This is a genomic window from Pseudomonas sp. MF6755 (genome assembly GCF_016405635.1).
Lineage (GTDB): Bacteria > Pseudomonadota > Gammaproteobacteria > Pseudomonadales > Pseudomonadaceae > Aquipseudomonas > Aquipseudomonas haemolytica.
Window position 1 is genome coordinate 54,822 of sequence record NZ_JAEKDA010000027.1, and the last position, 21,716, is coordinate 76,537.

At 57.9% G+C, this 21,716-nt stretch carries 17 protein-coding genes and 3 pseudogenes; 8 read left to right on the forward strand and 12 right to left on the reverse strand.

All coding sequences use genetic code 11. From position 1 onward, the window contains the following. Positions 1 to 23 precede the first annotated feature (23 nt). The gene (locus tag JFT66_RS27660; RefSeq protein ID WP_032878566.1) at positions 24 to 227 is read left to right on the forward strand and encodes a twin transmembrane helix small protein; all 204 of its coding nucleotides are present in this window, start codon (positions 24 to 26) and stop codon (positions 225 to 227) included. A gap of 6 nt (positions 228 to 233) precedes the next feature. On the opposite strand, the gene JFT66_RS27665 is transcribed toward JFT66_RS27660, so the two are convergent. The 4 genes from JFT66_RS27665 to coxB form a co-directional block, all read right to left on the reverse strand. After that, complete coding sequence (locus JFT66_RS27665; RefSeq protein WP_034116637.1) at positions 234 to 1,121, reverse strand: cytochrome c oxidase subunit 3; 888 nt, start codon at positions 1,119 to 1,121, stop codon at positions 234 to 236. A gap of 35 nt (positions 1,122 to 1,156) precedes the next feature. Next, entirely contained in the window at positions 1,157 to 1,708 is a 552-nt protein-coding gene (locus tag JFT66_RS27670) for a cytochrome c oxidase assembly protein (RefSeq protein ID WP_034116636.1), read from the reverse strand. A 150-nt stretch (positions 1,709 to 1,858) separates the two neighbouring features. Further along, positions 1,859 to 3,442: a cytochrome c oxidase subunit I gene (gene ctaD, locus JFT66_RS27675; RefSeq protein ID WP_003187339.1), complete on the reverse strand. Its 1,584-nt coding sequence runs from the start codon at positions 3,440 to 3,442 to the stop codon at positions 1,859 to 1,861. Positions 3,443 to 3,500: 58 nt separating this feature from the next. Beyond that, a complete protein-coding gene (coxB, locus tag JFT66_RS27680; protein WP_198860517.1) occupies positions 3,501 to 4,628 on the reverse strand; it encodes a cytochrome c oxidase subunit II in 1,128 nt (375 codons plus the stop codon). 369 nt (positions 4,629 to 4,997) lie between these two features. On the opposite strand from coxB, the gene JFT66_RS27685 reads away from it, so the two are divergent. Further along, positions 4,998 to 5,645 (forward strand): hypothetical protein, encoded by a 648-nt coding sequence (locus JFT66_RS27685; protein WP_034116634.1) that lies wholly within the window; start codon positions 4,998 to 5,000, stop codon positions 5,643 to 5,645. Between the two features lie 68 nt (positions 5,646 to 5,713). Here the strand turns inward: JFT66_RS27685 and JFT66_RS27690 are convergent, their stop codons facing one another. The 3 genes and pseudogenes from JFT66_RS27690 to JFT66_RS27700 all read right to left on the reverse strand — a co-directional run. Further along, entirely contained in the window at positions 5,714 to 7,261 is a 1,548-nt protein-coding gene (locus JFT66_RS27690) for a SulP family inorganic anion transporter (RefSeq protein WP_198860518.1), read from the reverse strand. An 85-nt stretch (positions 7,262 to 7,346) separates the two neighbouring features. Beyond that, positions 7,347 to 8,075, reverse strand: a complete 729-nt coding sequence (locus JFT66_RS27695) for a carbonic anhydrase (RefSeq protein ID WP_034116632.1) — start codon at positions 8,073 to 8,075, stop codon at positions 7,347 to 7,349. A gap of 229 nt (positions 8,076 to 8,304) precedes the next feature. Then, positions 8,305 to 9,138 (reverse strand): annotated as a pseudogene (locus JFT66_RS27700) (PA0069 family radical SAM protein); the annotation flags it as partial. Positions 9,139 to 9,509: 371 nt separating this feature from the next. Here JFT66_RS27700 and JFT66_RS27705 point away from each other — a divergent pair. Then, positions 9,510 to 10,166, forward strand: a complete 657-nt coding sequence (locus JFT66_RS27705; protein WP_090401280.1) for a DUF6988 family protein — start codon at positions 9,510 to 9,512, stop codon at positions 10,164 to 10,166. An 83-nt stretch (positions 10,167 to 10,249) separates the two neighbouring features. Here JFT66_RS27705 and JFT66_RS27710 read toward each other — a convergent pair whose 3' ends face one another. The 5 genes and pseudogenes from JFT66_RS27710 to JFT66_RS27730 form a co-directional block, all read right to left on the reverse strand. Beyond that, entirely contained in the window at positions 10,250 to 13,048 is a 2,799-nt protein-coding gene (locus tag JFT66_RS27710) for an SEC-C metal-binding domain-containing protein (protein ID WP_033987773.1), read from the reverse strand. Positions 13,049 to 13,292: 244 nt separating this feature from the next. Further along, positions 13,293 to 13,664: a hypothetical protein gene (locus JFT66_RS27715; RefSeq protein WP_051488632.1), complete on the reverse strand. Its 372-nt coding sequence runs from the start codon at positions 13,662 to 13,664 to the stop codon at positions 13,293 to 13,295. Positions 13,665 to 13,852: 188 nt separating this feature from the next. Next, a pseudogene (locus tag JFT66_RS27720) lies at positions 13,853 to 14,323 on the reverse strand (IS5 family transposase); the annotation flags it as partial. A gap of 59 nt (positions 14,324 to 14,382) precedes the next feature. Beyond that, positions 14,383 to 15,651 carry a group II intron reverse transcriptase/maturase gene (gene ltrA, locus JFT66_RS27725; RefSeq protein ID WP_010466266.1) on the reverse strand — a complete coding sequence of 423 codons (1,269 nt, stop codon included), beginning with the start codon at positions 15,649 to 15,651 and terminating at the stop codon, positions 14,383 to 14,385. A gap of 519 nt (positions 15,652 to 16,170) precedes the next feature. Beyond that, positions 16,171 to 16,683 (reverse strand): annotated as a pseudogene (locus tag JFT66_RS27730) (IS5-like element ISPre1 family transposase); the annotation flags it as partial. A gap of 461 nt (positions 16,684 to 17,144) precedes the next feature. Between JFT66_RS27730 and phnC the strand changes: the two are divergent. From phnC to JFT66_RS27755, 5 genes are read left to right on the forward strand one after another with little or no spacing between them, the layout of a single operon-like run. After that, positions 17,145 to 17,972, forward strand: coding sequence for a phosphonate ABC transporter ATP-binding protein (phnC, locus tag JFT66_RS27735; protein WP_003118432.1), 828 nt, complete (start codon positions 17,145 to 17,147; stop codon positions 17,970 to 17,972). Next, a complete protein-coding gene (gene phnD, locus JFT66_RS27740; RefSeq protein ID WP_010466255.1) occupies positions 17,969 to 18,832 on the forward strand; it encodes a phosphate/phosphite/phosphonate ABC transporter substrate-binding protein in 864 nt (287 codons plus the stop codon). Before phnC ends, phnD begins: the two co-directional genes overlap by 4 nt. Before the next feature lie 8 nt (positions 18,833 to 18,840). After that, positions 18,841 to 19,668 carry a phosphonate ABC transporter, permease protein PhnE gene (phnE, locus tag JFT66_RS27745; protein ID WP_010466252.1) on the forward strand — a complete coding sequence of 276 codons (828 nt, stop codon included), beginning with the start codon at positions 18,841 to 18,843 and terminating at the stop codon, positions 19,666 to 19,668. A gap of 8 nt (positions 19,669 to 19,676) precedes the next feature. Continuing rightward, complete coding sequence (ptxD, locus tag JFT66_RS27750; protein WP_003118429.1) at positions 19,677 to 20,687, forward strand: phosphonate dehydrogenase PtxD; 1,011 nt, start codon at positions 19,677 to 19,679, stop codon at positions 20,685 to 20,687. Further along, positions 20,681 to 21,550: a LysR family transcriptional regulator gene (locus tag JFT66_RS27755; RefSeq protein ID WP_010466239.1), complete on the forward strand. Its 870-nt coding sequence runs from the start codon at positions 20,681 to 20,683 to the stop codon at positions 21,548 to 21,550. The genes ptxD and JFT66_RS27755 overlap by 7 nt, the downstream gene beginning before the upstream one ends. The last annotated feature ends 166 nt before the right edge of the window (positions 21,551 to 21,716 follow it).

A 21,716-nucleotide genomic window follows, 5' to 3' on the forward strand; every position in this document is an offset into this window, starting at 1 on the left:
CCCTGTAGCCCTGGAGCCAGACCATGCTCAAAGCAGCCATTGCCCTGATGCTGATCGCGACTGTCGTGAGCCTGTTCAGTGGCTTGTTCTTTTTGGTCAAGGACGAGGGCAACTCCAACCGCCTCGTCACTGCCTTGACCGTGCGTGTGGTACTGGCCGTGATCACCGTAGGCTTGATCGCCTGGGGTTTCTTCAGCGGCCAACTGGTCTCTCATGCGCCGTGGTAAGCCGCCTCACAGCACATAGACGAAGAAAAACAGCCCGATCCACACCACATCCACAAAGTGCCAATACCAACTGGCCGCCTCGAAACCGAACTGGTGCTCGGCATTGAAATGCCCACGCAGGATGCGCATCAGCATCACAAACAGAATGATGGTGCCGATAGTGACGTGGGCGCCGTGAAAGCCGGTGAGCATGAAGAAGGTCGCGCCGTAAACGCCTGAGCCCAGGGTCAGGCCCAATTCTTTATAGGCGTGGATGTACTCCTCGGCCTGGAACCCGAGAAACGCCAGGCCCAACAACACCGTGATCGCCAGCCAGATTTTCAGCGCACCGCGATGGCCTTTGCGCAGGGCATGATGGGCGATGGTGATGGTCACGCTGGAACTGACCAGCAGAATGGTGTTGACCAACGGCAGCCCCCACGGGCTGATGGTGCCTTCAGGCGCAGGATAGAGCTTGGGGTCAGGGTTATTGAGCAACGGCCAGGCGAACTCGAAGTTTGGCCACAGCATATGCGCAACGCCCTTGGAGCCTTCACCTGCCAACCATGGCGCCGACATGTGCCGCACATAAAACAGCGCACCGAAGAACGCGATAAAGAACATCACCTCCGAAAAGATGAACCAGGTCATGCCCCAGCGGAACGAGCGGTCCATCTGTGCGCTGTACAGCCCGGCGCGGCTCTCCTTGATCACCGCGCCAAACCAGCCGAAGAGCATGTAGGCCAGCAACAATCCGCCCACGAAAAAGATCCACGGCCCGTGGGATTCCGGGCGTGCTGCCTTCAAGTCGTTGAACCACACGGCCAGGCCATACACGGTGACCAGCATGCCGATCGTGGCAATTATCGGCCATTTGCTTTGCGCTGGTACGTAGTACGTATCATGAGTCGACATGTATTCGCTCTCCTGATTGAGGGGGCAAACAGTAGCTAGCCGCCGCCGTTCGCAGCCACCGGCGGTTGACGCGCAGTGATATCGAACAACGTGTACGCCAGGGTCAAATGCCTCACATCCTTGGGCATGGCGCGGTCGACGATAAAACGCACCGGCATCTCGATACGCTCGCCTGGCTGCAGCACTTGCTGGGTGAAGCAAAAGCATTCGGTCTTGTGGAAGTACATCGCCGCTTCGGCCGGGGAGATACTCGGGATCGCCTGGGCGGTCATCGGCTTATCGGTGGGGTTGTAGGCCACGAACAACATCTCGTTGACCGCCCCAGGATTGACCACGATCTCATCGGCCTTTGAATGAAACTCCCAGACCATGTCGATGGCATTGGTGGACAGAAACTGCACCCGCACCTGGCGCGAGGGGTCGACGACTTGTTCACCCTCGTACTGCCCGGCGGTTTTGCCATTGATGCCGAATGCCTTGCACATCACGTCGTAGATCGGCACCAGGGCAAAGCCGAAGGCGAACATTGCCAGCACCAGGATCAACAGGCGGGTGACAAGGCGTTTGATGGGTACGGAGTCAGCCATGACGATCACCCGAGCCGAACTCGGTCAATATGGGAGCGGGCTTGCTCGCGAATGCGGTAAGCCAGGCGCCACCTGCGGCGACTGATACACCGCTTTCGCGAGCAAGCCCGCTCCCACAGGGGGTATGTGTAGGTATAGCGAACCGGGTATTCACTTGACCTCCGGCGGCGTAGTGAAGGTGTGATACGGCGCCGGCGAAGGCACGCTCCATTCCAGGCCCTCAGCGCCATCCCACGGCTTGGCCGGTGCCGGTGGGCCACCGCGAATGCACTTGATGACAATGAACAGGAAAAAGATTTGCGTGGCACCAAACATGAATGCACCGATGGACGAGACCATGTTGAAGTCAGCGAACTGCAGGTTGTAGTCCGGCACCCGGCGTGGCATACCGGCCAGCCCCACAAAGTGCATTGGGAAGAACGCCATGTTCATGCCCACAAAGGACAGCCAGAAGTGCAGCTTGCCCAGGGTTTCGTCGTACATGTGGCCGGTCCATTTCGGCAGCCAGTAGTAGGCCGAGGCGAAGATCCCGAAGATCGCGCCGGGCACCAGTACGTAATGGAAGTGCGCCACCACGAAGTAGGTGTCGTGGTACTGGAAATCCGCCGGGGCAATCGCCAGCATCAGTCCCGAGAAACCGCCAATGGTGAACAGGATCACGAAGGCCACCGCAAACAGCATCGGCGTCTCGAACGTCAACGAGCCTTGCCACATGGTGCTGACCCAGTTGAACACCTTCACCCCCGTGGGCACGGCGATCAGCAGGGTGGCGTACATGAAGAACAACTCACCCACCAGCGGGATACCCACCACGAACATGTGGTGCGCCCACACGATGAACGACAGGAACGCGATGCTCGCCGTGGCGTAGACCATCGAGGTGTACCCGAACAGCGGCTTGCGCGAGAAGGTCGGGATGATCGAGCTGACGGCACCGAAGGCCGGCAGGATCATGATGTACACCTCGGGGTGGCCGAAGAACCAGAACACATGCTGGAACAGCACCGGATCCCCGCCACCGGCCGCACTGAAGAAACTGGTACCGAAGTGGATATCCATCAGCATCATCGTTACGCAACCCGCCAGCACCGGCATCACTGCGATCAGCAGGAATGCAGTGATCAGCCAGGTCCACACGAACAGCGGCATTTTCATCAGGGTCATGCCCGGCGCGCGCAGATTGAGGATGGTGGCGACCACGTTGATCGCGCCCATGATCGAACTGATGCCCATCAGGTGGATGGCAAAGATGAAGAACGTCACGCTTTCCGGCGCATAGGTGGTGGAAAGGGGGGCATAGAAGGTCCAGCCGAAGTTCGGCCCGCCACCGGGCGTGAACAAGGTGGAGACCAGCAGCAGGAATGCCGCAGGCAGCAACCAGAAGCTGAAGTTGTTCATGCGTGGCAGGGCCATGTCCGGCGCGCCGATCATCAGCGGGATCATCCAGTTGGCCAGGCCGACGAACGCCGGCATCACCGCGCCGAACACCATGATCAGGCCATGCATGGTGGTCATCTGGTTGAAAAACGCCGGTTGCACGATCTGCAGGCCCGGCTGGAACAGCTCGGCGCGGATCACCATGGCGAACGAGCCGCCGAGCAGGAACATGGTGAAGGCGAACCACAGGTACATCGTACCGATGTCTTTGTGGTTGGTGGTCAGCACCCAGCGCATCAAGCCTTTGGCGGGGCCGTGGGCGTGGTCGGCATGACCATGGTCGATCACAGTGCTCATGGCCGTTCTCCTGCAAGCGAGTAAGCGGGGCGATTCAGGGCATTCGCAATGTAGGTAGTCATTTGCTTTCCGCCTGTTTCAGAGCCAGCACGTCTTTGGGCGTAACCATGTCGCCTTTGTTATTGCCCCAGGCGTTACGCTCGTAGGTGACCACGGCGGCGATATCCACTTCCGAAAGCTGCTTGCCGAACGCAGCCATCGCGGTGCCGGGTTTGCCGTGATAGACCAGACTCAGGTGATCGGCCGCAGGCCCGGTGGCGATTTTAGAACCCTTGAGCGGCGGGAACATCGGCGGCAAGCCTTGGCCTTCGGCCTGGTGACAGGCGATGCAGGTGGTGTGGTAGACCTTGTCACCACGGGCCACCAACTCGTCCAGCGTCCACTCTTTGGAGGTCAGCTCCTTGAGTTTGGCTGCTTCCTCCTTGCGCTCGCCAATCCAGGTGTCGTAGTCGGCCTTGGACTTGACCTCGACCACGATGGGCATGAAGCCGTGGTCCTTGCCGCACAGTTCAGCGCACTGGCCACGGTAGATGCCGGGTTTCTCGACGCGTGTCCAAGCCTCGTTGACGAAGCCGGGGATGGCGTCGCGCTTGACCGCAAAGGCCGGCACCCACCAGGAGTGGATCACGTCGGCGGCGGTCACCAGAAAGCGCACCTTGGCGCCCACTGGCAACACCAACGGCTGGTCGACTTCCAACAGGTAATGTTCGCCCTTGGTGGCCTGGTTATGGATCTGCTCGGCGGGCGTGGCCAGGTTGCTGAAGAACTCCACATCCTGGCCCAGGTATTTGTAATGCCACTTCCACTGGTAGCCGGTGACCTGGATATCGATATCCGACTCACTGCTGTCGTAGATGTTGATCAGGGTCTTGGTCGCCGGGATGGCCATGGCCACCAGGATCAGCAGGGGCACCACAGTCCAGAGGATTTCCACGGTAGTGCTTTCGTGGAACTTGGCTGCTACCTGGCCCGTAGACCGGCGGTGCAGGATCATCGACCAGAACATCGCGCCAAACACGACAATGCCGATCACCACACAAATCCAGAAAATGGTCATGTGCAGGTCAAACACAGCGTGACTGACTTCAGTAGCCCCTGGCGCCATATTCGTTGTCCAGGCGGCGTGCGCCTGGCCGAATACCGACCACAACAGTAGGCCCATCCAAACGTGTGGATGTCGCGTCATTGCGGGTTCCCCTTTATGTTTCTTGTTATCCCGCCGGTTTGCACCTGCGGCGAAGGGAGCGGCTTCCATACTGCTTACAACCGCCAAGCCTTGCCTGCGTCATGCAGTTGGGCGTCATCAGCTAATTGCGTACAAAAACGAGTATAGACAGCCAGGGCAACCCCGCAATGTGTAGGGGGAAATGAGCGAAAACAGACCGGCGGCCCCAATAAAACCGGGGGCGCAAACGTTTATCCGACGAACGATGGCATTTCGATATAACACACATGCATAACCATGAAATAATTATGACAAATGCGTCTTAGGTGCTCGTATAAACGAGCTACCTTTTCCTCTCCCTTTTCCTACGCCTGCTTCACTGGAGCCTTCATGAACACCGCCGCATTGCGCGAGCAGATTTCCCGTGCCCATCAACACGAAGCCAGCACTGGCCAGCTTGCCACCCAGCTGGAAAAACAATTGCCGCACCTGCATTCGGCCATTTCCCTGGCTGACGGTGATAGCACCCAAGTCATGACCCGTTTTGTCACTGCCTACATCGAACTCGTCCCGGAGTTGCTGGAAGCCGCCAACGACGTGGCCCGCGAAGCCGGTATCGAAAGCCAGATCAAACCCGTGCTTAAGATCGCCGAACATTTTTTCCTGCAGCCGCCCGCGATCCTGGCGGGTCATGAAGGGCTCGACGGCCTGCTGGACGAGGCCTACCTGGCCCATCGTTTAGTGGAGGAGGTCAACGATCTGTATATCAAGCACTTCGGCCAACCGTTGATTCCGGCGGATACCACCGTTGCCAACGTCATTGCTCATCGATTGATCGGCGAAAAATTCGCCAACCAATTGGATGAAGCCGTACACCACGCGGTGGATGAAATGCTCAACGAAGACAGCTTTGCGCTGGAGTCGGTCGAGGCGTACCGCGAACAGCTCAAAAGCCCGCAAACAGAAGCGGCGTGGAAGCGCTGGCCATGCCTGTCGCGCCAACTTGGCGTTGAGTTGACGTTGGATCAGATGGCGTAAATCGTCCGGCTTACCAAGATCAAATGTGGGAGGGGGCAAGCCCCCTCCCACATTTTTGATCGGGTTCGTCAGGGAGTAGACGGCGCTGACCCGATCCCCACCGTCGTGCGCACCCGGCCTTCCAATCGGCGCTTCAACCCGCGAGCCTCGATCACCAGTGTCGAGCCCTTGGCCGCATTGGCCCGGCCCCACTCCTCCAGCAACTCCAGGCATGAATGGTCGATGTAACTCAAGTTGCTCAGCGGCACATGCAACGTGGTTCCCGCAGGCACCGTCGACAGTACCTGAGTCAGCGCCGGCACTTTCAGAAAGGTCGCCGCCCCCGTCAAGCGCAACTCCATCTCACCGTCCTGGGGCAGGTCGATCAGGCTGACTTTCAGTCGCGAAGCCTTGAATGCCAGTTTGAGCAACGTCAGCCCGAAGCCCACCAGCACACCAGTCAGCAGGTCGGTAAAGATGATTGCCAGCGCCGTGGCCGCATAGGTAAACATCGGCATCCGCCCATAGCGCCCCAGCGCCTTGAACGCCTTGACGTCCACCAGCTTGATCCCGGTGTACACCAGCACACCCGCCAGGCTAGCGACCGGAATGCTTTGCAGCACGCTCGACAGCAAGAGCACGAAGCCCAGCAGCCACAGGCCATGGAACATCGCCGACAGCCGCGTGGTAGCACCAGCCTGCACGTTGGCCGAGCTGCGTACGATCACGCCAGTCATCGGCAAAGCGCCAACCAGGCCACAGAGCATGTTGCCGACACCTTGGGCAGACAACTCCTTATCGAAGTCAGAACGCTGGCCGCTGTGCATACGGTCCACCGCGGCGGCAGACAACAGGGTTTCAGCACTGGCGATAAAGGCTACGGCGAATGCCGCGATCAACAGTTGCGGATCAGCCAGGTTCAGCAGATCACTGGGACGCAGCCAGTCGATAGCGTCCGCGAGGTTTTCCGGGACCTCCACGCGCTTGACCTGCAAGGCCAGCACCAGGCTGGTGACGGTCGCCAGGCCCACGCCAAGCAAGGCACCTGGAACAAACCGCAACTGTTGTGGACGGAATTTATCCCACACGTACATCACCAACATGGTCGACAGACCGAGCAGACCCGCCTGCCAACCGAGCCCTCCACCGAGGGTAGGAATCGCTTCAGCCACCGCAGCCGGGAAGCCTGCCAGGTTATCCAGCCCAGACGGCTTGGGCGCCCCGTCGAGCATCACATGGATCTGCGATAGCACAATCAACACGCCAATCCCCGCCAGCATGCCGTAGACAACAGCCGGCGCCGTGACACGAAACCAGCAGCCCAGGCGCAGACGCCCGGCCACCAGTTGCAGGAAGCCCGCCAGCAACAGGATCGGTCCTAGCATCAACATGCCATGCTGGCGCACCAACTCGAACACCAACACCGCCAAACCCGCCGCCGGACCACTGACTTGCAGCGGCGACCCAGCCAACCAGCCCACCACCAAGCCACCGATGATCCCGGTGATCAGCCCCTTGGCCGGCGGCATGCCGGACGCGATCGCAATCCCCATGCACAGGGGCAGGGCGACCAGAAACACAACAACGGAGGCGAGCAGCTCCCGTGGCAGTACAGCTTTCAATTGAGCAGCACGCATGATGGCTCTCCCGAGGCATTCGCCGGGCACGGCAAAGCCCGGCTGCATCCATGGCAGCCACCGCTTTACCCGGCAGGGAAGTGTTTTAGAAGCGCGCTCTAGGCGTCGCGGATGGGATCGGCTCAGTGCCGTTCAACGGTCTGAATGCCGACTGTTCCGCATCGTAAGCCCGAATTTCACTGGTCTCGATGTTGTAGATCCAGCCATGGATAAACAGATGACCATTGGCCATGCGCGAAGCTACAGAAGGGTGGGTGCGCAGATGCTGCAACTGGGCGATGACGTTTTCTTCGGTCAGTACCTTCATGCTCTCGCCTTCATTGGCGCAGTCGCAGTTGTCATGGACCATGGTCTTGGCGACCTCGGCGTGACGCAGCCATGCCTTGACCGTCGGCATTTTTTCCAGGCTGTCAGGGTTGAGTACTGCACGCATGGCGCCGCAGTCGGAGTGCCCACACACGATAATGTGCTGTACGCCAAGGGCGAGCACTGCGTACTCGATGGCCGTGGAGACACCACCGTTCATCTGGCCATAGGGAGGCACCACGTTACCGACGTTACGGGTCACAAACAGGTCGCCGGGGGAGCTTTGGGTAATCAGCTCAGGCACGATGCGCGAATCGGCACAGGTAATGAACATCGCCCGCGGGCTCTGGGCCGTGGCGAGTTTCTTGAAGAGTTCTTCCTGCTGGGGGAAGACGTCGTGATGGAAATGCAAAAAGCCGTCAACAATATGCTTCAACGCTGCATCGGCGGACTCCGCCACAGGGGCTGAAGCCGACGCAGCCAACGGCTGTTTATCCTTGTCACTCATGATTCATCCTCTTGATTAATGCAGGGGAGTGTTCAAGTCTGTTCGACGCCGGGAGAGTGGAATAGTTGGAAAAACCCCGACAAACCACGGCGCCGACTTATCAGTCACTCGTGGAACAAGGTAACCGCCGAAACTTAACTCAAACTGAATGAACCGCTCTAGATCGCGGGTTTCGGTGATGTCAAAACGCGACTATTCCTACAAGTGCTTCGCGGAGTTCCTCTTCAGTTTACAGCAATGCCATCTGCCTGCCCGGAGGACAGAACGCCGTGCAATCCAGGTTGAACCCTTCACGACGGTTCAGCCCCAATCGCTTGATCGCCTTGCTGAAGCGTTGCGCCAGCAGATCAGCAAAAGGCCCCTCACCCCGCATGCGCACACCGAAACGGCTGTCATAGACCTCACCACCGCGTACCTGGCGCACCAGGCTCATGACATGGGCCGCACGCTGCGGGTAATGGGCCGCCAACCACTCCTCGAACAACGGCGCCACCTCCAACGGCAGGCGCAGCATCATATACGCTGCGCTTTGTGCACCGGCCGCGTGAGCCTCGGCGAGCAGGCTCTCCAGTTCGCTGTCGTTGATCATCGGAATCATCGGCGAGCACAGCACGCCCACCGGGATACCCGCGTCATGCATCACCCGAATCGCCCGCAGCCGCGCCTTGGGTGCTGCCGTGCGCGGCTCCAGGATGCGCTTGAGCTCGTCGTCCAGGCTGGTGAGGCTGATCATCACCGCCACCAGGCGCCGGCGGGCCAACTCGGTCAGCAGGTCTAGATCGCGCAGGATCAGCGACCCCTTGGTGATGATAGTCACTGGGTGCCGGTAGCGCAGCAGCACTTCCAGGGTTTGCCGAGTGATCCTGTATTCGCGCTCGATAGGCTGGTAAGGGTCGGTATTGGAGCCCAGGTTGATCGGCGCGCACACATAGCCAGGCTTCGACAACTGCTGCTCCAGCACATCGGCCGCGTTGCTCTTGGCGATCAACCTGGTTTCGAAGTCCAGCCCCGGGGACATGTCCCAATAGGCATGGCTGGGCCGCGCATAACAATAGATACACCCTGTCCTTATCCATTAAGTCAACCCCTAGACACCGATGTGTGAGGGTATCACCAGGGAGAGGTAGAAATACCGGGTCTAACAGAAATGAATCGCATCCGCGGCGTGACCTAGGGCCAACGGGCTCATCGGCATTGGCTGCCCAGCTAACAGCAGATGTCGGCTCCTTAACAAGCCTCGACCAGAGCCGAACCTGCCACTACGTCATAGGTTTATGGCTGCAGGTAGTGAATCGTCCCAGCTTTTGAGACACACGATGCCACTTTTGGCTGGGAGTTCCAGGTAGTAGCAGGCCGGAATCGGCCAGATGCGGTCATTGCCCGGTGTCGATAGAATCCTTGGCTACATGACTCTGCTCTGACTTGGGCATCTGTATGCACTTCGATGAATTACTGGCACGGTCGGCCATGCTTGAGGACAGGCTTGTCGGCTTTTTCGCCCTGCCCTTGGTCAATGCCTCCAGTCGCCTGCAGGCAACCCAAGCTCTAGCTAGTCTAGGATTTGAGCACGCCCGGGGCCTGAAGCATCTGGTGGCAGCAGGGCTGTACACCTCTGCTGCAGCATTGCTGCGAGTACAGTACGAATCACTAGTTCGCGCACTGTGGGTGCTTTATGTAGCCAAGGATGGTCAGGCGGATTTAATGCTTGCTGAGCTCACACATGAGACGGCAAAGCAGGCAAGCAAAATCCCTATGCTCAGCCAAATGTTGGAAGAGATTGAGGTGAAAGCTCCGCACGCTCCGGTAGCACACCTAAAGGAGTTTAAGCATTACTCTTGGAGACCTTTGAGTTCCTACGTGCATGGAGGCATCCATGCAGTTAATCGTCACGGAAGGGGGTTTCCGCCAGAGCTGGTTTTAGCAGAGATCCAGCACTCGAATGGTCTGCTCGGAATCGCAGGCAATCTGCTTTTGATCCTTAGTGGTGTACCGCCGGAGACAGGGATGATGGCAGGCATCTACAAGGAGTTCCAAGACTGCTTCCCTGCTAATAACCCACCACACAAGCGTACGGCCGAACCGGCTCATTGACCGTTTGGAGTGGTCAGTTTTCGGCCAAGAGCAGACATTTCTGCGATGTTGAAGAGGCTCGCGCCCTGTTCAGTCTTAGGCCGTCAAGCCCCATGACATTTTTTATATTTCAGGCCAGAGCCACAGGGGCATCGATCATTTCTTCCTACCGCACCGAACATCTGCCCGATAGTAGGTTTCAACGCCTCATAGGCGAGTTGGGCAATGTAATTTGATTGATTTTCAACTTCCTGACGTTGCTCGCCAGTCAACCCGTCAAAATAAGGACCCAAACGTGTCATTTCAGCATCTGCGTCATCGTGCCGCCCGCATAGTGCCAGTATCACCGCATATTGGCTTCGTACCTGAACCAGCCTGTTCACCAGTCCAGCCGTATTTACAATCGGCAAAACGTGCTGCTCCATGACTTCTCTGGCGCCTTCATAGTCTTTCCTGGCGACAAATTCATCCGCCAAATCCTGGCCGACCCGCACCATAGACTCTGGCGCACCGGCCATGTTGTAGAACTTCATCGAATGAATACGGATGAATGGCGTTGGTTTTCCACGCGCTTGAAGGATTATTGCGTACAACTCTAGTGCGTCGGCGAGATGTTTGAGATGTTCATGAACATTTTCTGGGCGTTTTATAATTTTCCATAGCACATCCGCATTTTTACCCATCACATCTGCCGGACGAATACCGAACAGGTCGTAATATCCATCAGTGACCTTCCAGCACAGCGCTTCTGCCTCCTTATATCTCTTTAACTTCCATAGAGCTATGGCATGGTTATAGTCAAATATGCGTTCATGCTCAGCATCGGGCAACTTCGTGATGGCCTGCTCTACAAGCCGCTTAACCTCGTATGCGTTACCATTTTCTGCTGAGAATAATATCCGTTTCATTGCATATGCAATTTGTTCACGAAAATCAAACTTATACTCAATAAGAAGAGCTTCCATGGCCTCAAGTCGCTGGACGATTTTATCAGGACGGCCTTCTCGAAGCTCAGAGAAAACTAGTCCATCCAACGCCCAGAATTTATGAACAGGTTCCAGTGTATCTGAATTCGTTGCTCGTTCTAGACTTGCCAGTATGTCGACGTTAATACCCATCTCATAAAATAGCTCCTCGCCTGAAAGTGCGATGAGTGTCATGACATCGTTGAGTTTGATATAAACCTGGGTCAACAACGCGAATCTTGATGTGTCGCGAGTTTTGTGAAGGCTCACGACCAGCAGCTCTTTCAATGCCATAAGTGCGTTATTTGCCACCGCCGGATCCATAAGCTCCAAGTGCTGCAGCCCCAGTGCTCTGACGGCGTCATGTACCTTCAGCATCTGGTTCCCAAAAATCTCAACGGTGCCGGTGGCCCGCATTTTCTTAAGAATTGAGGCAGCGCCACCTGTGGATACATTTAGTGACTTGACCAGAAGCTCACAAACTTCTTCGCGACTCAACCCCACATCAGTCAGGCTGAACAATGCCAGCGAATCCTGAGTTAACTTATCAAACCCCTGATAAATACGGGTAAGGATGACTTCCTGCGCAGTCTCGACACTGTTTTCCTGCTGCTGAAGTTCAGCGCACAGCACATCGACATTGCCTCCGTATTCTGTGACCGCTATTTTTGCAGCGCTCTGAACATACAGCGGCAGTCCACCGGTATAAGTCCGCAGTTGCTCGTAGCCTTGAGCGGTGGCATAGCCACCGAGATCGTCTACTGCTGCGGCCACCGTATCAATATCCCACCCCAAAAGTGCCTCACGCTGCAGTCCAGTAACAGCTTCCAGCTCGCGGACGTTGTCATGGGGCTGGCACAGCAGGACGAAACGAATGCATTTGGTTGCATTCAGTGTATCGCGCAGATTTTCTACAGGAACACGATGCGCATTATCTAAAATCAGCAGCAGGGTGGCTCCTTGCTGATCCAGAAATGTGTCGAATGTTCTGAGTGCCTCGTAACCACTGGCGCCCGGCAGCAGGATTTTTCGCAGACCATCCCGATCCGGTGTTGCAAATTTCGCTGCCAACTCACGAACCAGTGTGCTCGCCAGAGCAGGGCCCGGAAGGTCGCCGGTGTCATAGTAGGCACACAGCTGAGAGCAGTGTAGAGCTGCCTGCGCTGCCCACGCTGTCTTGCCTGCACCGGATAATCCGCAAATGATACGTACACGCTCGTCGGATGCGAGAGATGGCTCCAGTTTTTGTGGCCTGTAAAACGCTGGAGGTGCGGGGAAATCCTGTAGTTGAACGATGAGTTGCTCAAATAGCGCAGGTAGGTCTTTGGCGTGAAACGCATGCTGTTTGTTCGGGGCACTACCCGTGGCTGCAAGCTGCGCCAGTCCGGCTAGCTTCCATATCAGGGAATCCGGGGACAACAATGAAAAATTCAGCTTCTCCGCTTGGGCGATACACCATGCCGCTGCATCAGTTAGCGACTCCCAGGCGGGCGGAAGTGCCGGGTGGCGTTCAGAAGTAGATTGGGGCCAAACGAAAAGAACATCAGGGGGGAGTTTTTTATCGTTGATAGTCTGCTGGAACTGAACGCTCGGTGCTTGGTTCGCGACGATAACAAAGGCAGCCTCGCCTTTGCGCATCCCCTCAGCATGCTCATTTCGCAGGTTTTCAAAACGCTCTAGGGCGCTTGAAATATCGCTGGGAATGATTGGTTTTGAACGGGTCTTAACCTGCACATAGATTCGTCCCTGATCGGTAACAAGCTCAATATCCTCATCAAGCTCAACCATCACCACATCGACGGCGGCCGCCTGCGCTAATAGCAAGCAACCAACGGTATACAGGTGCTGATATAAGAATCCTCTGTGTACCGCTTCGATGCGTATCAGTTGAGTAACATCTAGCACATCTGGAGTGCTTTTTTCATCGCCTCCCTGCATTTTTTTGATCTCTCGTAATTGCTAAATAGAATAAATTCGAATTAACACTACAACTCATGGAGTCGCCAGCGTACCCGAGCCCCTAGCTTCCGACCAGTCACGGTCTGCCCAGCCACGGCTCAATGATCGCGGTAATTCGCGGGTACTGACTGTCCGAGTTGCAGCTCGCAGATGTCTGCTCCTGGCCGACAGCGGCTATCACCAGAGTCCACTATCGGCCATTTTGCGCACGCAGCGCTCTTACTTACATGCCATCAGTTCGCTTTTTATCCTTCAAGTAATCTGCGTACATGTCAGCAAGCTCAGCCTCTCGGTCGCGATCCTGATCTGTCTCAATCTTGGTTACTGCTACCCAGCCCTCTTCGAATAGCCACTCACCAGGGCGCCGCACCAACGTAACTTCAACGTCCAGATAAAATTCACAACCAGCGTATGGACGATCTTGATCCTGCTCACCCGAGTAAGTAAACGAAACCTCCAGTACCAGTAGGCCTTTGGTTTCATCATACGACGAAGATGTCACCTCAAAATCTTCACACGAATAGTCGTAGGCATTGGTGTCTGCCGCTTCGCCCGATAGCAGGTTATCAATCTCCTCGCAAAATCGCTCGTACACTGGGCTCCCGTAAATAGCATCGGCAGGATCCGACGAACCTAGGGATGGTCTGAAGTAGTTGTGTATTTCTGGCTGACTTCAGCCCCTGCCGATTTTAAAAGCGGCAAATCGATCAAAAACGCTCAGATCACCCGCTTATTTCTGTGTTTTTAGCCGCCGCGAGCACCTCGCGGCAGCCATTTTCCACATTACAGGCGCACCTCTCCTGCATTCGCCAGTAAATGTCGGCGCGCCATCCACAGGTTCGACAGCGCGAACAGCGTCATCAGTTGCGCCGTGTTCTTCGCCAGACCACGGAAGCGCACCTTCACATAACCGAACTGGCGCTTGATCACCCGGAACGGATGCTCGACCTTGGCTCGTACCTGAGCCTTGGCCTTCTCAATCTTGCGCTTGGCTTTGTACAAAGCACTGCGCTTATCAAGCTTCTTGTAAGTACTACGGCGGGCGGCGATCTGCCAGATGACCCCCCGGCCTTCATGTTCAGGGCGTTTCTCGACGCCGGTGTAACCCGCGTCGGCACCGACCATGTTCTCATCGCCGTGCAGCAGCTTATCGACCTGGGTGACATCGGCCACGTTGGCCGCCGTGCCCACCACGCTGTGCACCAAGCCCGACTCATCATCGACACCGATGTGCGCCTTCATGCCGAAGTGGTGAGTCGGCCGCGGGAACTGCCCCCGCAGCCGCTCGCAGAACCGTACGTGACACTCTCGCGTCATACGGCTCCCGTTATCCAACCTTGCTGCCCGGTCACTCGCCAGTGATGAAACAGCCGGGGTACCACAGTCCGCATCTTGTCCAGCCATTGGCTAATGCGCCGCTTGCGCCTATGAAGAGCCTTGTATTTTCGTCGGGCCCAGCGTTCAAGCGCGCGGTCAATGTGCTGGAAGATGCCAAGCATGGCTGTCCGATAGAACGAGCCATAGTATTGCGACCACCCCTGTATCACTGGATTGTAGAGCCGAGCCACGTCGACCAGCGTCACGTGGGTTTGGCGATTGAGTCGCCACCTGCGTACCGCTTGCCGCATCCGCTTTAAGGCATCCGCACTCGCTCCCGGAAGGAAGCTCGTGAAGAGCTGGTCTTGTTTGCTGAGCGCCTTCCTCGGCCTAAAGGTGAAGCCGAGGAAGGTAAAGCTCACATGCGGATAACCTGCGCGACGGTTACTGTCCTTGCAGTACACGACCTTCGATTTCTCGGGGTGCATCGTCAAGCCACAGGCAGCCAGCCGTGAAGCAATGGAGCGCATCACGTACTCCGCTTGCTTTCGACTGCGGCAGTGCACCACCGCATCATCGGCGTAGCGGGCAAACGGGCAGTTGGGGCTGGTACGTTGCATCCAGGTGTCGAAGGCATAGTGCATGAACAGATTCATCAGGAGGGGACTGATCACTCCACCTTGCGGGGTGCCGCGTTCGCGTCGGACGCGCATACCGTGATCCGTTTCGAACGGCGCAACCAGCCACCGCTCGATGTACAGAAGTATCCAGTCCTCCTTGATGTGCAGGCGCACCGCCTTCATCAGCAACCCATGATTGATCTGATCGAAGGCTGCCTTGATATCAAACTCCACCACCCAGTCGTATCGCCAGCAGCGCTCACGCGTGATCGCCACCGCCTGCTTCGCTGATCGTCCCGGCCGGTACCCATAGGAGTCCGAGTGGAAGATCGAGTCCAGCTCCGGCTCGATGAGAAGCTTGACCACGGTTTGCGCGACACGATCACCAACCGTGGGCACTCCCAGCTTGCGCGTGCCTCCCGATGCCTTGGGAATTTCTACTTGCTTGACCGGAGGCGGGAAGTACGACCCCGACGACATCCGATTCCACAGCTTGTAGAGATTCTTAGACAGATCCCGCTCGAAATCGGCGATGGTTTCATCGTCGATGCCGGCAGCACCGCGGTTGGCCCTGACCTGCTGGTAGGCGTCCCATACCGTGCGTTTCGCTATGTCATAAGGTTTCGCCGAGCTCACGCCACTCATCCCCGGAGGTTGGCAACGCTCGTCGGCCGGATAACGCCGCCCCTTCGCTCCACCTCCATTACAGAGGCTTCATCGCTACTACGGGAGGCTCCGCCCCTCGTTCCAGCATCGGTATTCTTCCTCATGGTGTTGGCCATTTGTCATTTTCCTTCGCATCTGGAACAAGGTTCTCACGTTCCGTACCAAAGCCTGTATGAAGATCATGCCGCCTATACACCGGCTGCCATCGGGTCCGTAAGCAGGTAACGCCCCGACTTGTCCTGAAGCCAGTACTCCACCTCAGTTTCGGCAGCACCTTGGGCATAACGATGCGTCATCGGACGGTTTGCTTTCGCTCATCTTCTCCATACTCACCTGCCATCCTCAGGGATGACTTTTCCTCGGTCGCTCACCACCACACCTTTTGGATGCCGCAGCACCGGGTGGTTTGAAGTCCGCTCCTGCAAGCCGACTTCGGAAGGCCTACTTCCATCTTCGGCACAGCAGCACAGGTCATCTGACCTGTGTTCGTGACACACAGTACTGGTTACCCTTCTTGGTCTGATGCATTTCCGGGTCGCGCTTACCGTCCTTGTTCTTGGTCGAACTCGGCGCATTGATCAGCGTGGCATCGACGATCGTGCCTTGGCGCAGCGACAGCCCTCGGTCGCCCAGATAGCCATTGATGACAGCCAAGATGCCGGCGGCTAGTTCGTGCTTCTCCAGCAAACGACGGAAGTTGAGGATGGTGGTTTCATCGGGGATACGCTCCAAGCTCAGCCCCGCGAACTGGCGCAGGATGGTGGTCTCGTACAGCGCCTCTTCCATCGCTGGATCGCTGTAACCGAACCAGTTTTGCATCAGGTGCACGCGCAGCATCGCCATCAGCGGATAGGCCGGACGACCGCCTTCACCCTTGGGATAATGCGGCTCGATCAAGGCAATCAAACCCTTCCACGGCACCACCCGATCCATCTCGATCAGGAACAACTCTTTGCGGGTTTGTTTGCGCTTACCGGCGTACTCGGCGTCGGCGAAGGTCATCTGCTTCATCGGGAAACTCGGTGGGTGGAATCCGGGTATTTTGCCAAAATCTGGAAGTCTTCTTCAGAGTTTCCCTAGCATTAAGCTGGGCGCGACAACAGACGTCTAGTTGGGCGGCACCTGAAGGTTTCGACCAGCCACATAACGGCCTAGGTCAATCGACGGGCAAGAATAGAATGTCTCCTATAGTCCGCTAGTGTGCGCTCTCTTGCTTGGATGGCATTACGTTCTGGCCCAACGTTACTGTAGCGAATCCGCAGCAGTATCAATCAAAGCCTCCTGTATCCCGCGTGAAGAAAGACGCTACGTTGCGCCCGTTCTTCCACGGCTTCGCTTGCCGCCCCGCTACGGCAGATTCGAAGTATTCATCGAAATGTCATCCTTTAGAAGCAGTGCGGTAACAAGGAATTTCTACCCTTTGCATCGCGAACCGCAATTGTGCGGCCAGCAATATTGCGAAAGGTGATCAAATGACGCCCCATCCGATACAGGACGCCGTGCTGCGGGTCGACCGGTTGAGCGTCGTCTATCCAGGCGGCGTGACAGCCCTACGCGATACCTCGATTGCATTTCGGCGTGGTGAGTTCACCGTGCTGCTTGGTCTCTCGGGCGCAGGCAAGTCGACCTTGCTCCGTAGTCTCAATCGACTCGTCACGCCCACTGGCGGCAGTGTCACCAGCGAACTCGGTGAACTCGGCAGCGGCTCGGCCTTGCGTCAGCATCGTCGGCGTACCGCCATGATCTTTCAGCACCACCAGCTAATCGAACGTCAAAGCGCACTGGCTAATGTGCTTACCGGTCGGCTGGCCTTTCACAACACGCTCCGCTCGCTGTTTCCTCTGCCGCGTGCCGATCAGGAGATTGCGCTCAGTTGCCTCGCTCGGGTCGGTCTGGCAGACAAGGCGCTAAGCCGGGTGGACAAACTGTCCGGTGGCCAGCAGCAGCGGGTAGGCATCGCGCGTGCGCTAGCGCAACAGCCGGCGATCATTCTGGCCGATGAGCCGGTAGCCAGTCTCGACCCGGCCACTTCGGTCCGTGTTCTCGGATTGCTGCGCGACATCTGCAAGGAAGACGGCATCACCGCCATCGTTTCGCTGCATCAACTCGAATATGCCCGCCGCTTCGCCGATCGCGTCGTCGGGCTGGCCGATTCTCAGATTGTTTTCGATGCCGCGCCCTCGGAACTCACCGATGCGCAGCTTGAGCGCATCTATGCAGGCCGCTCTACGACTCAGCCAGCGAATGCTCCGGCTGAACCACCTGTCATGCTCGAACCTTCACTGGAGATGTCCCGATGAAACGCTTATCCGCGCTCTTATTGACTTGCTTGCTGTCCGCTGTTTCAAGTTTGTCCGCCCTAGCGGCCGATGCCGATCCGGATGTGCTAAAGGTTGCCCTGCTGCCGGACGAAAACGCCTCCGAGCTGATCAAGCGTAACCAGCCGCTGAAGGATTATCTGGAAGAGCATCTGGACAAGAAGGTGCAGCTGATCGTAACCACCGACTATTCCTCGATGATTGAGGCGATGCGCTTTGGCCGTATCGACCTGGCGTATTTCGGTCCGCTGTCCTACGTCATGGCCAAAAGCAAAAGCGACATCGAGCCCTTCGCTGCCATGGTCATCGACGGCAAGCCGACCTATCGCTCGGTGATTATCGCCAATGTGGCGTCAGGCGTGAATGAGTATGCCGACCTTAAGGGCAAGAAGATGGCCTATGGTGACCGGGCATCGACGTCCAGCCATTTGATTCCCAAAACCGTGCTTCTTGAGACGGCCGATTTGACGGGTGGGCAGGACTACGAACAACATTTTGTGGGCACGCATGACGCCGTTGCCGTCAACGTGGCGAACGGCAACGCCGATGCGGGTGGGCTGTCGGAGGTAATTTTCAATCACGTAGCCGAACGTGGCCTAATCGATCCGAGCAAGGTGAAAGTACTTGGTTACAGCGGCGAATACCCCCAGTACCCCTGGGCGATGCGCTCGAACCTGAGCCCCGAGCTGAAAACCAAGGTGCGGGATGTATTCGTCGGTATCGACGATCCCGAAGTGCTGCGCAACTTCAAGGCCGAGGCCTTCGCGCCAATCACCGACGCCGACTACGATGTGATCCGCAACATGGGATCGCTGCTCGGCCTCGACTTCGCCACGATGTGAGCACCGATATGTCTACTCATTACGACGTGCAGGCGCTGCCTGCAGAGCAACGCGAGCACATCCTTCGAGGCTTCGGCCTCGGTTGGTGGCGCCAGCTGGGGCAGGTGGCGATTGTATTCGGAGTGGTGCTGTTGGCCTGCTGGTACGTGGGGCTGCTCGATGCCACCACGCTGCTGAACGGGCTGCCCTCCATCGCGACCCTGGCAGGCGAGGCCATGCCGCCAGACTTTTCGGGCTATCGAAGCTGGATTCGCCCCTTGATCGACACCTTGGCGATGAGCATCGCCGGTACGGCCATCGCAGTGGTGTTCTCGCTGGTGGTGGCCTTCGTTGCAGCGCGCAATACGGCGCCGCACCCCCTTGTGTTCGGTGTTGCCCGGGTGCTGCTCAATGCCCTGCGGTCGGTGCCGGAGCTGATCATGGGCATCATCTTCGTTGCAGCCGTAGGGTTCGGCGCCTTGCCGGGCGTGCTTGCCCTGGGTCTGCATTCGGTCGGCATGGTCGGCAAGTTCTTCGCCGAGGCCATCGAGCACGTCGACGAAGCGCCGGTGGAAGCCGCTCGGGCGGCGGGGGCTACGCCGATGCAAGTGCTGCTGCACGCGGTTTTGCCACAGGTGACGCCGCAGTTCGCCGACGTGGCGATCTACCGCTGGGAATACAACTTTCGCGCCTCCACCGTGATGGGCATGGTTGGCGCCGGCGGTATCGGCTTCGAACTCATGGGCTCGCTGCGCATCATGCAGTACCAGGAGGTTGCAGCAATCCTGCTGGTCATCCTGGCCATGGTCACGCTAGTAGACGCCTTCAGTGGCGTGCTGCGCAAACGTTTCAAATAGGACAAACCATGCTGCCGAAACTCGTTATAACTCACCGAGTACACGATGAGATCCTGCAACTGCTGGCGCCACATTGCGAGCTGATGACCAACCAGACCGACAGCACGCTGACGCGCGAGGAAATTCTGCGCCGCTGCCGCGATGCTCAGGCGATGATGGCGTTCATGCCCGATCGGGTCGATGCAGACTTTCTTCAAGCCTGCCCTGAGCTGCGTGTAGTCGGCTGCGCGCTCAAGGGCTTCGACAATTTCGATGTGGACGCCTGTACTGCCCGCGGGGTCTGGCTGACCTTCGTGCCTGATCTGTTGACGGTCCCGACTGCCGAGCTGGCGATCGGACTGGCGGTGGGGCTGGGGCGGCATCTGCGGGCAGCAGATGCGTTCGTCCGCTCTGGCGAGTTCCAGGGCTGGCAACCACAGTTCTACGGCACGGGGCTGGATAACGCTACGGTCGGCATCCTTGGCATGGGCGCCATCGGACTGGCCATGGCTGATCGCTTGCAGGGATGGGGCGCGACCCTGCAGTACCACGAGGCGAAGGCTCTGGATACACAAACCGAGCAACGGCTCGGCCTGCGCCAGGTGGCGTGCAGCGAACTCTTCGCCAGCTCGGACTTCATCCTGCTGGCGCTTCCCTTGAATGCCGATACCCAGCATCTGGTCAACGCCGAGCTGCTTGCCCTCGTACGGCCGGGCGCTCTGCTTGTAAACCCCTGTCGTGGTTCGGTAGTGGATGAAGCCGCCGTGCTCGCGGCGCTTGAGCGAGGCCAGCTCGGCGGGTATGCGGCGGATGTATTCGAAATGGAAGACTGGGCTCGCGCGGACCGGCCGCGGCTGATCGATCCTGCGCTGCTCGCGCATCCGAATACGCTGTTCACTCCGCACATAGGGTCGGCAGTGCGCGCGGTGCGCCTGGAGATTGAACGTTGTGCAGCGCAGAACATCATCCAGGTATTGGCAGGTGCGCGCCCAATCAACGCTGCGAACCGTCTGCCCAAGGCCGAGCCTGCCGCATGTTGAATCCGGTCTGGCTGAAGAGCCTGGTAGCGATCGTTCAAACAGGCAGTTTTCAGAGCGCGGCGAGGGCGTTGGGGCTGGCCCAGCCGACGGTGTCGCAGCACTTGCAGAAGCTTGAAGAGCAGGTCGGCGTAACGCTGGTGCAGCGCAGTCGTAGCGGCTGCCAGCCTACCACACGGGCGCTGGCCTTCATGCCGCATGCGACCGCCTTGCTCGACATGCACGCCCGGGCGCTAGAAGCCCTGCATGGCAATCGTGAGCGCGTCGGGGCCAGCTCCAACATCGGCACCTACCTTCTCCAGCCATTCGTGCGCAACTATCTGACGACCGCAAATGAGAGGGGCGAGGTGGATCTGCGCATCGCCGCCAACCCGGATGTGGCCGACCAGCTACTGGCGGGCCAGCTCGACGCCGCGATCATGGAATGGTGGCTACCTCACCCCGACTTCGAACACCGCCTCTGGCGGGTCGAGCCGCTGGTGCTTATCGTCAGCCCCGACCATGCGCTGGCTGAAGCAGGGTGCATAGAACGTGATCGTCTGGTGGACCTGCCGATGCTGGGAGGTGAACCGGGTAGCGGTACCGGACGGCTTCTGACCGAATACTTTGGCGAACTGGGCGTGCCTCGCAGCGGTATGCAGCTAGGCAGCACCGAGGCAGTCAAACAAGCAGTGAGGGCGGGACTCGGCGTGTCGTTGGTGATGGCTTCCGCAGTACAAGACGAAGTTCGCAGTGGCGCGCTGGTAGCTCTTCCCATCCCGGGGCTTGAAAAGCGTCTCCAACTGATCTGGCGCAAACCTCCCGGAAATCTGCACCCGCCGGGATTTGTGCGGCACTTATTGGAGGAGGCAGATCTAGCTGGATAAGGTGATGGATGGTTGCGATCCAGCGCTTGGCTTGTCAGCCTAGGGAAACTCTGAAAAAGACTTTCTGATTTGGCAAAATACCGCGACCCCACCCACCGAGTTTCCCGATGAAGCAGATGACCTTCGCCGACGCCGAGTACGCTGGCAAGCGCAAGCAAACCCGCAA

Bases quoted from the DNA above. Each gene is read 5' to 3' on its own strand.
- JFT66_RS27670 (WP_034116636.1), bottom strand. From the start codon at position 1,708: ATGGCTGACTCCGTACCCATCAAACGCCTTGTCACCCGCCTGTTGATC.
- JFT66_RS27665 (WP_034116637.1), bottom strand. From the start codon at position 1,121: ATGTCGACTCATGATACGTACTACGTACCAGCGCAAAGCAAATGGCCG.
- phnC (WP_003118432.1), top strand. From the start codon at position 17,145: ATGACGCCCCATCCGATACAGGACGCCGTGCTGCGGGTCGACCGGTTG.
- JFT66_RS27690 (WP_198860518.1), bottom strand. From the start codon at position 7,261: ATGCGTGCTGCTCAATTGAAAGCTGTACTGCCACGGGAGCTGCTCGCC.
- JFT66_RS27685 (WP_034116634.1), top strand. From the start codon at position 4,998: ATGAACACCGCCGCATTGCGCGAGCAGATTTCCCGTGCCCATCAACAC.
- ptxD (WP_003118429.1), top strand. From the start codon at position 19,677: ATGCTGCCGAAACTCGTTATAACTCACCGAGTACACGATGAGATCCTG.
- JFT66_RS27710 (WP_033987773.1), bottom strand. From the start codon at position 13,048: ATGCAGGGAGGCGATGAAAAAAGCACTCCAGATGTGCTAGATGTTACT.
- ltrA (WP_010466266.1), bottom strand. From the start codon at position 15,651: ATGAGTGGCGTGAGCTCGGCGAAACCTTATGACATAGCGAAACGCACG.
- coxB (WP_198860517.1), bottom strand. From the start codon at position 4,628: ATGACGCGACATCCACACGTTTGGATGGGCCTACTGTTGTGGTCGGTA.
- JFT66_RS27705 (WP_090401280.1), top strand. From the start codon at position 9,510: ATGCACTTCGATGAATTACTGGCACGGTCGGCCATGCTTGAGGACAGG.
- JFT66_RS27695 (WP_034116632.1), bottom strand. From the start codon at position 8,075: ATGAGTGACAAGGATAAACAGCCGTTGGCTGCGTCGGCTTCAGCCCCT.
- ctaD (WP_003187339.1), bottom strand. From the start codon at position 3,442: ATGAGCACTGTGATCGACCATGGTCATGCCGACCACGCCCACGGCCCC.
- JFT66_RS27755 (WP_010466239.1), top strand. From the start codon at position 20,681: ATGTTGAATCCGGTCTGGCTGAAGAGCCTGGTAGCGATCGTTCAAACA.
- JFT66_RS27660 (WP_032878566.1), top strand. From the start codon at position 24: ATGCTCAAAGCAGCCATTGCCCTGATGCTGATCGCGACTGTCGTGAGC.
- phnE (WP_010466252.1), top strand. From the start codon at position 18,841: ATGTCTACTCATTACGACGTGCAGGCGCTGCCTGCAGAGCAACGCGAG.
- phnD (WP_010466255.1), top strand. From the start codon at position 17,969: ATGAAACGCTTATCCGCGCTCTTATTGACTTGCTTGCTGTCCGCTGTT.